This is a genomic window from Streptomyces sp. HSS9-12, from assembly GCF_054963655.1.
The window spans coordinates 179,047-192,787 of sequence record NZ_JBUEGC010000004.1 but is presented as its reverse complement, the minus strand read 5'-3'; the positions used below and the strand labels follow the sequence as shown (position 1 = coordinate 192,787).

Here is a 13,741-nt window from a genome sequence, read left to right as displayed (position 1 = left end):
CGATCGACCGAGTAGGCCCACTACGAGGCCGATCCGGCGCCTTGCAGCTGACCGCACCAGGTCGCCTCGCTACCGGGCAAACCCTGGCTGACGCGGCACTAGGTGCGCAGCAAGATGGTCACCGTTGCCGCGATCGCGCCCACCAGCAGCGCGGCCAGACCGTAGGCGAGCCGGTGCGAGCGCAGGCCGGGAATCGCCGCGTCGACGGCGAACCGGCCCGGCCCGGTCAGGGCGAGCCCGGCGGCCCAGATGCCGATGAGCAGCGGCAGCTCGGCGACGCCGAAGAACCCGGCCTGCCACACGACGGCGAACGCGTTGGCCATGGTGGCCGCGACCGCGGCGCCGGCGAGCGGCGTGAGCAGGCCCACGGCGAGGCCCAGGCCGCCCAGGGCCTCCGCCAGGCCGGCGATCACGGCCATGGTCTTCGGCGCGGGATAGCCGAACGAGGCGAAGCCCAGCGCCGTCTTGTCGATTCCCGGGCCGCCCCACCAGCCGAACAGGTGCTGTGCGCCATGGGCGGCAATGGTCAACCCGACCCCCAGGCGCAGCACGAGCAGACCGACGTCGTGCGCGGCGAGGGTAGCCGCTGTCGCGTTCTGCGAGGGTGGGACGGGTTCGGGTTCGGTCGGCTCAGCAGAACCGCGGCTTGCAGGAAACATGGTGTCCTCGTCTGGTCGGACCTGACGGTGGTCACCGAGCGCGGACTGAACGCTCTGCCTCGCACAAGTTCCACCCGGACGCGCATTCAACCCTCACCCGTCGCCCGCGTCCCACCGGGTCCAGGCGCACCTCCCCGTCCGGCCGCCCGGCGGCCGATGGGGAGGTTTGGTGAAGGTAGCGGCGGGTGCCTCCGTCTTGTGGCATGGGCGTCCGGCCGCCGGAGATCGTTTTTCACCAGGTCAGACCGCTGACCTGAACGACTGTCTGTTTTCCTTTCGCAATGTGACCGGCGGGGTCGGTAGCCGGCGAGAACCGGTACGTTACGGCCGCCCCCCACGCCGTACCCGTACTCCGAAAAGGATCACGCGTGCCCGAAGTCACCGAGCCGCCCCTGGCGAGGGGTCCTCACGTCGGGGGCCTCGCCGACGCTGTCTTCAACCACGCCGCGGAGACACCGGACCTGGTGCTGTACGGGCGCAAGGTGGACGGTCAGTGGCAGGACGTGACCGCTGCCGAGTTCCGCGACCAGGTGATGGCACTGGCCAAGGGGCTGCTCGCGCAGGGCATCCGCTTCGGCGACCGGGTGGCCATCATGTCCCGCACCCGGTACGAGTGGACGCTGTTCGACTTCGCGCTGTGGAGCATCGGCGCCCAGCCGGTTCCGGTCTACCCCACCGCGTCCGCCGAGCAGCTCGCCTGGATCCTGAACGATGCGCACGTGATGGGGTGCGTGGTCGAGCACGAGGAGCATGCGATGACGCTGGCCTCGGTCATCGGCCAGCTCCCGTGGCTGACCCGGCTGTGGCAGCTGGACGCCGGCGCGGTCGAGCGGCTGACCGCTGAGGGGGAGCGGCTGGCCGACGACGTCGTGGACCGCCATCGGCTCGCGGTCACCCCCGACTCCTTCGCCACCGTCATCTACACCTCCGGCACCACCGGCCGCCCCCGAGGCTGCATGCTCACCCACGCCAACTTCATGGCCGAGTGCGACACCATCATCGCCGGCTGGCGCCCGATCTTCGAGCTCCCGAAGGGAGTCCAGCCCTCCACCCTGCTCTTCCTGCCGCTCGCGCACGTCTTCGGCCGTATGGTCGAGGTGGCGGCGCTCCGGGCCGGGCTGCGCCTCGGCCATCAGCCCGACATATCCGCGAAGGCGCTGCTGCCGGACTTCGCCGCCTTCCGGCCCACCTTCGTCCCCGCGGTGCCGCACGTCTTCGAGAAGGTCTTCAACGCCGCCCGTAACAAGGCCGAACAGGACGGGAATCTCGGGATCTTCGACAAGGCCGTGGATGTCGCGGTGCGGTACGCCGAGGCGCGGGAGCAGCGCACGTTCGGGACCGGCCCCGGCCCCGCTGCCGCACTGCGCATCCAGCACAAGTTCTTCGACGCGTTGGTCTACAGCAAGGTCCGGGAGGCCATGGGTGGACGGGTGAAGAACGCGGTGACCGGTGGCTCGACCCTGGGCCGCCGACTCGGGCTGTTCTTCGACGGAGCCGGGGTCACGATCTACGCGGGTTACGGCCTCACCGAGTCCACCGCCGCCGTGATCGCCAACCCGCCGGGCAAGGTGCGCTTCGGCACGGTGGGCCGCCCCATCCCCGGCACCACGGTCCGCATCCGTGAGGACGGCGAGGTCATGCTGCGTGGCGGGACGATCTTCTCCGGCTACCTGAACGATCCCGAGGCCACGGCCGAGGCGCTGCGGGACGGCTGGCTGGCCACGGGGGACCTCGGGTCCCTGGACGAGGACGGCTACCTCACCATCACCGGCCGCAAGAAAGAGATCATCGTCACCAGCAGCGGCAAGATCCTGTCGCCCGCGGTCCTGGAGGATCGGGTACGGGATCACCCGTTGATCGAGCACTGCATCGTCGTCGGGAACGACCGGCCGTATGTGGCGGCGCTGGTGACGCTGGATCTGGAGGCGATCACGCACTGGCTCACCCTCCGCGGCAAGCCGCAGCTCGCCCCCGAGGAGTTGGTGGCGGACGCCGACCTGGAGGCGGAGGTGCGCAGGGCGATCAGCGCCGCCAACACCCGGGTGTCCAAGGCCGAGTCGATCCGCGTCTTCCGTATGCTGTCCACCTCGTTCAGCGAGGACGAGGGCCTGGTCACGCCCTCGCACAAGATCAAACGCCGGATGGTCGAGAAGATCTACGCGGACCTGATCGAGGCCATGTACAGCCGATGAGCCACAGGCGGCCGTCACCGGAACCGCATGGCCGAATTGCCGCGCTCTGTAAGAATCGGGCCATGGCTGCTTTTACGCAATCCGACCGGCACCGCGTCGCCGTCCTCGTCCGCGACGGCCTGCTGCCGATCGAAGTGGGCATCGTCCACCGGCTGTTCGGCCAGGCCGGGTCCGCGGTCGGCGAGCCGCTGTACGAGGTCGTGACCTGTACGCTCACCCCCGGTGAGGTCCGTACGGACGCCGACTTCACCATCAACGTCGCCCACGGCCCCGAAGCGCTGAGCGAGGCCGACACGGTGTTCGTCCCGGCCTCCCGGGAGGACTACGAGCCGCGGACCGGGCGGCTGTCCGCGCCACTCGCCGACGCCTTCGCCCGTATCAAGCCCGGTACCCGTATCGCCTCGATCTGTACCGGCTCCTTCGTACTCGCGGCCGCCGGCCTGCTCGACGGCCGCCGGGCGACGACGCACTGGAGGTCGTCCGCCCGGTTCCGGGAGCTGTTTCCGGCCGTCCAACTGGACCCGGACGTCCTGTACACCGACGAGGGAGAGGTGCTCACCTCGGCCGGGGTCGCCTCGGGGATCGACCTGTGCCTGCACATGATCCGGTGCGACCACGGTGCGGCGGTCGCCAACGACGTGGCGCGCGGCACGGTCGTCTCCCCGCACCGCGAGGGCGGCCAGGCCCAGTTCATCCAACGCCCGGTCCCCGAGCCCCAGTTCCACTCCACCGGTGCCGCCCGCGCCTGGGCACTGGAGCATCTCGACCGGCCGCTGACCCTGCGCGAACTCGCCGCGAAGGAGTCGATGAGCGTACGGACCTTCACCCGCCGGTTCCGCGAGGAGGTCGGGCTCTCCCCGCTCCAGTGGCTGACCCAGCAGCGCATCGAGCGCGCCCGGCACCTGCTGGAGGAGACCGACCTGCCCGTGGACCGGATCGCGGCAGCCGCCGGCTTCGGCACCGCGGCCTCGCTGCGCCAGCATCTGCAGGCAGCGCTGGGTGTGTCCCCGACCGCGTACCGCAGTACCTTCCGGGGATCCGCGTCCCCGCTCGGCGTCTGAGACGAAAGTCCGATACCGAACGGTAACCAAGCTGCCGCGACGGATCTTCCGCCCCGCCCCGTAGAGCGAGTAAGAGACACGCCGCACCCGGTGCGGCAGCCAGGAACGTACGCGGGGAGTGGTCAAAGCATGGCGGGGCGAATGGACGCGGAGGCGCAGCCCGGCAATGGCTGGGGGAGGATGCGCCGAGGCGTCGGCGGAACGGCGGTCGCGGCGGCGGCCATGGCGGCGCTGACCGCCTCACAGGCCTCGGGCCTCGCGGCGCAGGGCTCCCCGTCCGCCGAACGGGTCATCCAGCCCTCGGACGACACCATTTCGGGGAACGCGCCGTACATCACCGCGCTGCCGCGGCTGGAGGCGTCCCACCCGGCAGACGACTCCTCGCACCAGCGGTCCTCCGGCTCGGCGGTGACGTCCGGCAGGGGCCTTCCCAGGACGGTCCTGGACGCGTACCGGAGGGCGGAGGACACTCTCGCGCGGAGCAACCCCGGCTGCAACCTGCGCTGGCAACTGCTGGCCGCGATCGGCCAGGTGGAGTCCGGCCAGGCGCGCGGCGGGCGGGTCGGTCCCAACGGCACGACGCACGCGCCGATTCTGGGCCCGCGGCTGAACGGCAACGGGTTCGCCAGCATCTCGGACACCGACGGCGGGACGTACGACGGCGACAGCGAGTACGACCGGGCGGTCGGCCCGATGCAGTTCATCCCCTCCACCTGGGCCACCTGGGGCGCCGACGGCAACGGCGACGGCGAGATGGACCCCAACAACATCTACGACGCGGCCCTGGCCGCCGGCCGCTATCTGTGCGCGGGCGGACGGGACCTGTCGAACCCTCAGGACCTCGACCGCGCGATCCTCGGCTACAACCACTCCCTGGACTATCTGCGCACCGTCAAGGCGTGGTTCGCCTACTTCATGAACGGCCACTTCGAGGTCCCGGACCTGCCGGACAGCGGCGCCGGACTGCCCTCCCCGACGCCGTCACCCGCCCGCCACACCCCGCGGCCCAAGCCGTCGCCGACGGCTGAACCCAGCAGGTCCAGCACCCCGCCGGCGCCGCGCCCCACACGGAGCAGCGCATCGCCGTCACCCACTCCCTCGCGGACGGGCGGCGGAGACCACGGCTCGAAGCCCGGCGGGCCCAAGGTCACACTCCCGGACGTCGACCCCACGCTGCCCGCCATCGACGGAGACACCCTGTCCGTGACGCTGAGTTGAGGTGACATCGGCCTCCGGGACACAGGATGGTAACCACCCGTAAATACGCACATCCTTGACGGTAATCAGGCAGGGCGCTTGACTGCTGGTCACGCCACCGGAATTACGGAGTCCGGCGTCTTCGGCTGTGACACCCGACGGGAGAGCCCTTCCTTGAGCGATGAGCTTCTGGCCCCACTGGACCTGGTCTTCTGGCATCTGGAGTCCACGGACCACCCCATGCACCTCGGGGCGCTGGCAGTGTTCGAGCCCACCGCGGACACCGACGCACGGCGGGCTGCGAATCTCCTCGCGTCCAGGGCGGCCGCTCATCCCGGGCTGCGGCTACGGGTACGGGATGTGCTGCTGCCGCCCGGCGGCGCGGCCTGGGTGACCGACGACGTCTTCGACGTGCGGCACCATGTGCGTCTGCTGCGGCTGCCAGGTGTGCAGAATCCTTCCGACGCCCTCGGACGGGTCGGCGAACTGATGGCGCGTCCCCTCGACCGGAGCAGGCCGCCGTGGGAGATCCACGTCATCGAGGGGCCGGAGGGCGGACCCTTCTCGGTCCTGGTCAAGTTCCACCATGCCCTGGCCGACGGTCTGCGCGCCTTCGCGCTCGGAGCTGCCCTGCTCGACCAGGGCAGTGACCTGATGGCCGCCCGGGCTGCGGCCTCCGACGGTCCTGCCGGGGCCCGTACAGCGCCGTGGGAGTCGTGGACCGGCCTCCGTCAGATGCTCCCGGATCCCGCACGGCTGGCCGGCATGGCGCGGACCCAGTGGGGGGAGGCCAGCCGGGCAGTCGGCATCGGCGCCGCCGTGCTGAGGGCGGCGCTGGACGTCCGCAACACCCCTGCCCTGGCCGCTGCCTCGCCCAGCGGAACCCGTGGCGTCGGCACCGCCGTGCTCGACCTCGCGGACATCAACCTGGTCCGCCGGATCTGTGGCGGCACGGTCAACGACGTGCTGCTGGCGGTGGTGGCAGGAGCGCTGCGCCGCTGGATGCTGGCGCGTGGAGAAACCGTCCACCGCGTCGTGCCGCGCGCGCTGATCCCCGTCTCCCGCCGGCGCCCCGGCCACAAGGGACCGGGCGGCAACCGGCTCTCCGGATACCTGCTCGACCTGCCGGTCGGAGAGTCCGACCCGCTGACGCGGCTGCGCGAGGTGCGCGCGTCCATGGACCGCAACAAGGCCGCGGGCCCGTCCAGCGGGCCCGGTGCCGTGGCGCTGCTGGCCGACCACGTACCGGCGTTGGCGCACCGGATCAGTGCTCCGCTGCTCGGGAGCGCCGCCCGGCTGCTGTTCGACCTGCTGGTGACCAGCGTCCCGCTGCCGGGGCTCACGCTGTCGCTGGGCGGCTGTGCACTGCGGGAGATGTACCCGCTGGCTCCGCTGGCCCGCGGGCAGAACCTGGCGCTGGCGCTGTCCACGTACCGGGGGCGGGTCCATGTGGGGCTGGTCGCCGACGGCAAGGCGCTGCCGGACATCGGCTGCCTCGCCGGGGATCTGCGTGCGGCGCTGGTGGAACTCACCGAGGCGTGTGCCCAGCGGACCGCTCCTGCGGTCCCGACGTCTTGATGGCCTGCTGACCGGTCCCGGCCAGGGCCCGCCCCCGGCGCTGCGCGCCAGGGGCGGGTGACGACAAAAAACCGTGCCGTGGGCAGCGAGCCTACGGCTCCTGCGAAGCCGGCCGGAGGCCGTACACGCGCTGCGCGTTTCCCGCGGCGATGAGCGCCGCCACCCGCTGCGCGTTCTCCTCGCTCCACGCGCCGCCGTCCACCCAGCAAGTCAACAGCGCCGTCAGCGCCTCCCGGAAGAGCTGCGCGCCCACGACATACAGCTCGGGCAGACCGTAGCCATCGGTGGAGAACAGCAGCTTGCCGAACGGAGCCAGCTCCAGCACCTCCGCGAGGACCGCCTCGGCCCGCACCCCCGTGTGGCTCAGGGCCAGCCCCACGTCGGCATAGACATGCGGGTAGACGCTGGCGAGATACGCCGCACCGCGGTGGTACGGATAGCCGTGCAGCAGGACCAGCCGGCAGCCCGTACCGCGGACGGCCCGGATGAAGTCGGTGAGCAGCAGCGGGTCGCAGCGGTGGAGCCGCAGGTCCGGGTCGCCGAACCCGGTGTGCACCTGCAGCGGCAGCCCGGTCCGCACCGCCGACCACAGCAGATGGCGCAGCAGTACCGGATCGGTCACCCGGCTGCCCGGCGGACGTCCGGCGAGCCAGCGGCCGGCCGCGGCGCGTACCTCCGCGGGGCCGGGCAGGGCCGGGTCCAGATCCAGCCCGTACCGGTACGCCGCCACCGACTTGAAGCCGACCGCGTTCCGTGCCGCGCCCCAGATCGCCTCGGACAGGCGGACCAGGAAACCCTCCACGGTGTCCGAGGCATCGGCGACCCGCTCGGCCAGCCGCTCCAGGCGTACAATCTCGTGGGCCGTGCCGCCACCGGCCGCGGCCAGCTCATGAGGCCTCATCAGATCGCCCGGAATGCCCGCGTCCACCAGAGATAGTCGCTGATATCGGTGGCGTGCAGCAGCCGCAGCGTCGACTCGTACGGGCCGAGGCCGCGCCGCCGGGCGAGGTAGTCCTCGGGAGGGCAGTGCGGCTCCAGATCGAGCAGCGGCGGACACCAGCGGAGCACCGCGAATCCCGCCTGAGTGTCGAAGAAGGTGGTGCCCGGCGCTGCCGGCGCGTCCGACTCCGTCAACAGCCCCTCGAACCCGTCGCGGTCGAGCTCGGCGTGGACAACCCCGTGGCAGTGCTGGTCCACCAGCGGCGGCAGCCGCAGCGCCGCCATTCAGTACCGCCCCCGGGTGGCGTCCGCGATGGCCTGCGGAGTGGCGCCGTCGAAGAGCGCCGTTTCCGCCCGGCGTACGGCGGCGATGGCCTCGAACAGCGGGTCACCCAGCGCCTCGCGGAGTACGTTCGACCCTTCGAAGTACTCCAGCGCCTCGGGCAGGGACGTGGGCAGGCGGGCCTGCGTGCCGGTGTGCACGGGGTCGCCGGCCACCGGCTCAGGGAGCGACAGCCCCGCCTTGAGCCCGGCCAGCCCGGCTGCGATGACCGACCCTGCCACCAGATACGGATTGGCCGCCGCGTCAAAGCACTTGACCTCGGCGTTCGCCGCGCTGTCATCGTCCGGCGCTCCGGTGATGAAGCGCAGTGCGGCCTCCCGGTTCTCCAGGCCCCAGCACTGGAACACCCCGGCCCAGCGGGAGGGCTCGAGCCGCAGATAGCTGGCCACGGACGGCGCACCGATGACGAGGAGCGCGGGCAACTCCTGCAGCACACCGGCCAGGAACGCCTCGCACGTCACCGTCATGCCGTACGGGCCGTCGCCGCCCCGGCACAGATCACGGCCCTCCTGCCACAGGCTCAGATGCAGATGACCGCCGTTGCCGACGCTTCCGGCCTCCACTACGGGGCCGAAGGCCGCGGTGAGCCCGTGCCGTGTGGAGACCGCCCGGATCGTCTCGCGGACGAGCACCGCGAGGTCGGCGGCGCCGACCGGGTCCGCGGGCGCCACCGAGACCTCGAACTGGCCCGGCGCGTACTCGGGGTGGAGCTGCAGGACCTCCACCTGCTGGGCGGCGAGGGCGTCGAGGAGGTCACGCAGGTAGTCGGACAGCTCGACGACGCGGGCCATGCCGTACGCCGGGCCCGCGCCGGCGTAGTGCGGCTGCGCCGGCCCGGGGGTGTCGCCGCGCGTGACCACCCACTCCGTCTCGAACCCCATCCGGAGCTCCAGCCCGCGGTCGGCGGCCAGCTGCGCCATGCGATGGGCGAACATCCGCTGGCAGGCGGGGTGCGGGGTGCCCTGCTGGTCGAACCGGTCGGCAGGGGCCCAGGCCCAGCCCGGCTGCGCGGCCAGCACCGTCAGCCGGTCGAGGTCGGGGAAGAGCCGCAGATCGCCGTCGGGCCCGCCGATGAAGCGGCTGGTGGTGATGGAGTCGTCGACGACGAAGACGTCGAAGACGGGGGACATGCCGACGCCCCGGAGCGCGGCATGCGCGAGGCGCTCGGTCGGCACGGCCTTGACACGGGTGAGGCCCGCGTTGTCCACCCAGGTGACGGCGACCCCGCGGACCTCTGCGGCAGCCAGCCGGGCCGCCTCCTGACGAGCCCGCACCTGCGCGCGCTCCTGTTCTTCTGTGTCCATGCCTTCTTCTGTGTCCACACCGGGTGTGTCCATACCCGGCTACGGCGCGTCGTGGCCCGTTGGGCGCGCCGGGCCGTCCGGGCCGGGCGGCGCGGCGACGACGACGAGGGCGGGGCGGAGCAGCTGGTCGCCGACCCGGTAGCCGGAGCGCAGGACCTTGGCGCAGGTCGGGCGGTCCACCTCCGAGGAGTACGACTGGGTCAGCGCTTCGTGCTGGGTGGGGTCGAACGGCTGGCCCGTCTCGCCGAAGGACTGCAGTCCGAGCGCACCCAGATGGGTGGCCAGCGCATCACTGACGGCGATGAACCCATCGCTCATATCGCCGTGCTCACCGGCCTTGGCGGCGGTGTCGAGGACCGGCAGCAGCTCGCGGAGCACGTTGGTCACGGCGATCTCCCGGATCGCCATACGGTCGCGCCGCACCCGCTTGCGGTAGTTGTCGTACTCGGCCTTCACGCGCTGCAGGTCGGCGCTGCACTCGGCGAGCTTGGCCCGGAGCTCCGCAGTGGACGCGGAGCTCGGTGGCTGCCCCCCTTGCCGCGAGCCGGTCAGGTGACTCATCCGGTACCTCCCTGCGGCTTGTCCTCGTCGACGATCTCGGCGTCCACGACGTCTTCCTCGGACTTGCCACCGTGGCCGGCGGTGCCGCCGCCCGCTCCCGTGGAACCGGAGCCTGCCGTACCGCCGCCTCCCGCCTGGGCCTGGGCGTACATGGCCTGGCCCAGCTTCTGGCTGACAGCGGCGACCTTCTCGGTGCCTTCGCGAATGGCGGCTGTGTTGTCGCCCTCGGCGGACTCGCCCTTCAGCCGCTCCTTCAGGTCCGCGACCGCTGCCTCGACCTCGCTCTTCACATCGCCCGGGACCTTGTCCTGGTTGTCCTTGAGGAACTTCTCGGTCTGGTAGACGAGCTGCTCGGCCTGGTTGCGGGTCTCGGCCGCCTCACGCCTGCGGTGGTCCTCTTCCGCGTACTGCTCGGCTTCGCGCATCATGCGGTCGATGTCCTCCTTCGGCAGCGCGGAGCCGCCGGTGACCGTCATCCGCTGCTCGTTCCCGGTGCCGAGGTCCTTCGCCGACACGTGCATGATGCCGTTGGCGTCGATGTCGAAGGTGACCTCGATCTGCGGGACACCGCGCGGGGCGGGCGGCAGGCCGGTCAGCTCGAACATGCCGAGCCGCTTGTTGTATGCCGCGATCTCGCGCTCACCCTGGTAGACCTGGATCTGCACCGACGGCTGGTTGTCCTCGGCCGTGGTGAAGATCTCCGAGCGCTTGGTCGGGATCGTGGTGTTGCGCTCGATCAGCTTGGTCATGATGCCGCCCTTGGTCTCGATGCCAAGCGACAGCGGGGTGACGTCCAGCAGCAGAACGTCCTTGACCTCGCCCCTGAGGACACCGGCCTGGAGCGAGGCGCCGATGGCGACGACCTCGTCCGGGTTCACACCCTTGTGGGGCTCCTTGCCGGTGAGCTCCTTGACCAGGTCGGTCACGGCGGGCATACGGGTCGAGCCGCCGACGAGGATCACATGCTCGAGGTCGGAGACTTTGATCCGGGCGTCCTTGACCGCTTGGTGGAACGGTTCCCTGCAGCGGTCCAGCAGGTCCGAGGTCAGCTGCTGGAACTGGGCGCGGGTGAGCTTCTCGTCCAGGTGCAGCGGGCCCTCGGCGGACGCCGTGATGTAGGGCAGGTTGATCGTGGTCTCGGTGGACGAGGACAGCTCGATCTTGGCCCGCTCGGCAGCCTCGCGCAGGCGCTGAACGGCCATCTTGTCCTTGGACAGGTCCACGCCGTAGGCGTTCTTGAACTGCTTGACCAGGTGGTCGACGATCCGCTGGTCCCAGTCGTCACCGCCCAGCTGCATATCACCATGCGTGGCCTTGACCTCGACAACGCCCTCGCCGATCTCCAGCAGGGACACATCGAAGGTGCCGCCGCCCAGGTCGAAGACGAGCACGGTCTGCTCGTTCTCCTTGTCCAGGCCGTACGCCAGGGCCGCGGCCGTCGGCTCGTTGATGATCCGCAGCACGTTCAGGCCCGCGATCTCGCCCGCCTCCTTGGTGGCCGTGCGCTGCGAGTCGTTGAAATAGGCGGGCACCGTGATGACGGCGTCCGTGACCTTCTCGCCCAGATAGGCCTCCGCGTCCCGCTTGAGCTTCTGCAGCACCCGGGCGGAGATCTCCTGGGCGGTGAAGCGCTTGCCGTCCACGTCGCCCTTGTCCGGGAAGCGCCAGTCCGCGTCTCCCATGCGGCGCTTCACCGACCGGGCCGTGCGCTCCACATTGGTGACCGCCTGGCGCTTGGCGATCTCGCCGACGAGCACCTCGCCGCTCTTGGCGAAGGCGACCACCGAGGGGGTGGTACGTGACCCCTCGGTGTTGGCGATGACGGTGGGCTCACCGCCTTCCAGGACGGACACCACAGAGTTGGTCGTACCGAGGTCAATACCGACTGAGCGTGCCATGTCAGCTCTCCTCCTCGTGCCCTGCTTCCAGAGTGCCTCCGCTCAGTTGTGACCACCAACGGCACCTCGGCCCATCAGCACCAGATGGCGACGGGAAGCCCGTTCGCGGTCCGCTCGGGAGGGTCGGGCAGCGGCTCGGCCGTGCGCCGGGCGACCCGGTGGGCGCTCCAGGCGGCCGCGGCGGCGTCGAGCAGATCGTCGGGCGGAACCCGGCCGGCTTCGGCCAGGACCTCGGGCAGGACGATGCCGTGCTCGTACAGCAGGCGGCGCCGGGCCGCCTGTCCGTTCCAGCTCTTCTTGCTCCACGGCACGGGCCGGCCGGCCGCCAGGGCCGCGAAGGAGAGCTCCGGATGCACCTCGTGCAGCCGCTCGTCACCGCTGTCGCGGAGCTGGTTGGCCTCGCGGAGCTTCGCGAGCAGCCCCCATGCCTGGCGGCTCAGCCCCGAGCCGGTGACCGAGCGGCAACGGCGGTTGGCCGCGGCGTAACCGTGCTCGGCCCAGACCTCCCGCGGCGGCACCCGGAACACACGGGCGCGCTGGGGGCCCAGGCGCGCGGAGGCCAGCTCGTCGGCCTGCCGCCACCCCGCGTCCAGCAGCCCCAGCGGCATGTCGATCCCCACCACCGTCGCCTCCGGCGCACGACCCAGCAGCCCGCCCAGCTCGGCGGCCTCGTACGCGGCCACGAACCGGCCGTTCCGCAGCACCACGCCCACCCAGCCCGTCCGGCAGGCGTCCACGCCCAGGACCTCGACCTCCATGCGTCCACCGTCGCAGATGACGCTCTGCCCGCGGAGCGGGACTGGGGCGGGCAGGTGCGCATGCCTCGCAGCTGCCTGTGGGACGTACAACGGCGGTGGCTGCAATGCCCGTTCTGTGCCACGGTGACGAACATGCAGGGCCACGAGCACGCGCATCCGGGCCGGCGGTGGGCGAGCGTACGGCGCGGGCTGGTACACCTTCTGCGGCCGCACTCCCATGAGGCCGCCGGCAGAGTCGACCCCGCGCTGGAGTCGTCCGCCGAGGGCCTGCGGGCCCTGTGGATCTCGCTGGCCGGACTCGGCGCCACCGCGGTCCTCCAGGCGCTGGTCGTCGGCTGGTCCGGCTCGGTGGGCCTGCTCGGAGACACGCTGCACAACGCGGCTGACGCACTGACCGCCCTGCCGCTGGCGGTCGCGTTCCTGCTCGGGCGGCGGGCCGCGTCCCGGCGGTTCACCTACGGGTACGGGCGCGCCGAAGACCTCGCCGGGATCGTCATCCTCCTCACCATCGTCGCCTCGGCCGCGCTGGTCGGGTACACCGCCGTCGACCGGCTGCTGCACCCGCGCCCGGTCGAGCACCTGCCCGCGGTCGCCGCGGCCGCCGTGATCGGCTTCCTCGGCAACGAGTGGGTCGCCCGCTACCGCATCCGCGTCGGCCGCCGCATCGGCTCGGCCGCGCTCGTCGCCGACGGTCTGCATGCCCGTACCGACGGCTTCGCCTCCCTGGCCGTCCTGGTCGGAGCAGGCGGTGTCGCCCTGGGGTGGCGCGCCGCCGACCCGCTCGTCGGCCTGGCCGTCACCGCGCTGATCCTGCTTGTGCTCGGGGAGGCTGCCCGTGCGGTGTTCCGGCGCCTGATGGACGAGGTGGACCCCGCCCTCGTCGCCACTGCCGAGGCAGCGCTGCTGCGGGTTCCGGGCGTACGAGACGTCGGCGAGCTGCGGATGCGGTGGATCGGCCACCGGCTCCGCGCCGAGACGGCCGTGACGGTCGATGCGGAGCTGACCGTACGCCAGGCCCACGCCGTCACCGTCGCGGCCGAGCACGCCCTGCTGCACGCCGTCCCCGGGCTGACCGCGGCCCTGGTCCACCCGGACCCGGCTCCCGACAGCCGCCACGACGATCCCCACGCGGCGCTCGCTCATCACGCCGCATCGCGGTGAACCCCGGCAGCGGCCGGTGGTTTCGTGCGGGTGGTGGACGCGCCGTCGGCCAGGCAACGGCCGACGCGCGATATGTTCCCTTCGACACGT

The 13,741-nt window shown here is 71.5% G+C and carries 10 protein-coding genes and 1 pseudogene; 5 read left to right on the top strand and 6 right to left on the bottom strand.

Features of this window, described 5'->3' with window-relative positions; all coding sequences use genetic code 11:
- Positions 1–98: 98 nt before the first annotated feature.
- On the bottom strand, positions 99–659 hold the full coding sequence (locus tag ACY34J_RS04015) for a DoxX family membrane protein (protein WP_462725067.1): 561 nt from the start codon (positions 657–659) through the stop codon (positions 99–101).
- A 368-nt stretch (positions 660–1,027) separates the two neighbouring features.
- Between ACY34J_RS04015 and ACY34J_RS04010 the strand changes: the two genes are divergently transcribed.
- From ACY34J_RS04010 to ACY34J_RS03995, 4 genes are all read left to right on the top strand, one after another.
- Positions 1,028–2,851: an AMP-dependent synthetase/ligase gene (locus ACY34J_RS04010; RefSeq protein ID WP_462725066.1), complete on the top strand. Its 1,824-nt coding sequence runs from the start codon at positions 1,028–1,030 to the stop codon at positions 2,849–2,851.
- A 62-nt stretch (positions 2,852–2,913) separates the two neighbouring features.
- Positions 2,914–3,912 carry a GlxA family transcriptional regulator gene (locus ACY34J_RS04005; protein WP_462725065.1) on the top strand — a complete coding sequence of 333 codons (999 nt, stop codon included), beginning with the start codon at positions 2,914–2,916 and terminating at the stop codon, positions 3,910–3,912.
- 129 nt (positions 3,913–4,041) lie between these two features.
- On the top strand, positions 4,042–5,130 hold the full coding sequence (locus tag ACY34J_RS04000; RefSeq protein WP_462725064.1) for a lytic transglycosylase domain-containing protein: 1,089 nt from the start codon (positions 4,042–4,044) through the stop codon (positions 5,128–5,130).
- Positions 5,131–5,283: 153 nt separating this feature from the next.
- Positions 5,284–6,687, top strand: coding sequence for a wax ester/triacylglycerol synthase family O-acyltransferase (locus ACY34J_RS03995; RefSeq protein WP_462725063.1), 1,404 nt, complete (start codon positions 5,284–5,286; stop codon positions 6,685–6,687).
- Positions 6,688–6,778: 91 nt separating this feature from the next.
- Here the strand turns inward: ACY34J_RS03995 and ACY34J_RS03990 are convergent.
- The 5 genes and pseudogenes from ACY34J_RS03990 to ACY34J_RS03970 all read right to left on the bottom strand — a co-directional run bounded on the left by ACY34J_RS03990 (position 6,779) and on the right by ACY34J_RS03970 (position 12,490).
- Positions 6,779–7,911, bottom strand: a pseudogene (locus ACY34J_RS03990) (amidohydrolase family protein).
- Entirely contained in the window at positions 7,912–9,273 is a 1,362-nt protein-coding gene (locus ACY34J_RS03985; RefSeq protein WP_462725062.1) for a type I glutamate--ammonia ligase, read from the bottom strand.
- A 39-nt stretch (positions 9,274–9,312) separates the two neighbouring features.
- On the bottom strand, positions 9,313–9,834 hold the full coding sequence (gene grpE, locus ACY34J_RS03980) for a nucleotide exchange factor GrpE (RefSeq protein ID WP_462725061.1): 522 nt from the start codon (positions 9,832–9,834) through the stop codon (positions 9,313–9,315).
- The gene (gene dnaK / locus ACY34J_RS03975; RefSeq protein ID WP_462725060.1) at positions 9,831–11,732 is read right to left on the bottom strand and encodes a molecular chaperone DnaK; all 1,902 of its coding nucleotides are present in this window, start codon (positions 11,730–11,732) and stop codon (positions 9,831–9,833) included. The genes grpE and dnaK overlap by 4 nt, the downstream gene beginning before the upstream one ends.
- Positions 11,733–11,806: 74 nt before the next feature.
- A complete protein-coding gene (locus ACY34J_RS03970) occupies positions 11,807–12,490 on the bottom strand; it encodes a DUF429 domain-containing protein (protein WP_462725059.1) in 684 nt (227 codons plus the stop codon).
- Between the two features lie 132 nt (positions 12,491–12,622).
- On the opposite strand from ACY34J_RS03970, the gene ACY34J_RS03965 reads away from it, so the two are divergent.
- The gene (locus tag ACY34J_RS03965; RefSeq protein WP_462725072.1) at positions 12,623–13,651 is read left to right on the top strand and encodes a cation diffusion facilitator family transporter; all 1,029 of its coding nucleotides are present in this window, start codon (positions 12,623–12,625) and stop codon (positions 13,649–13,651) included.
- The last annotated feature ends 90 nt before the right edge of the window (positions 13,652–13,741 follow it).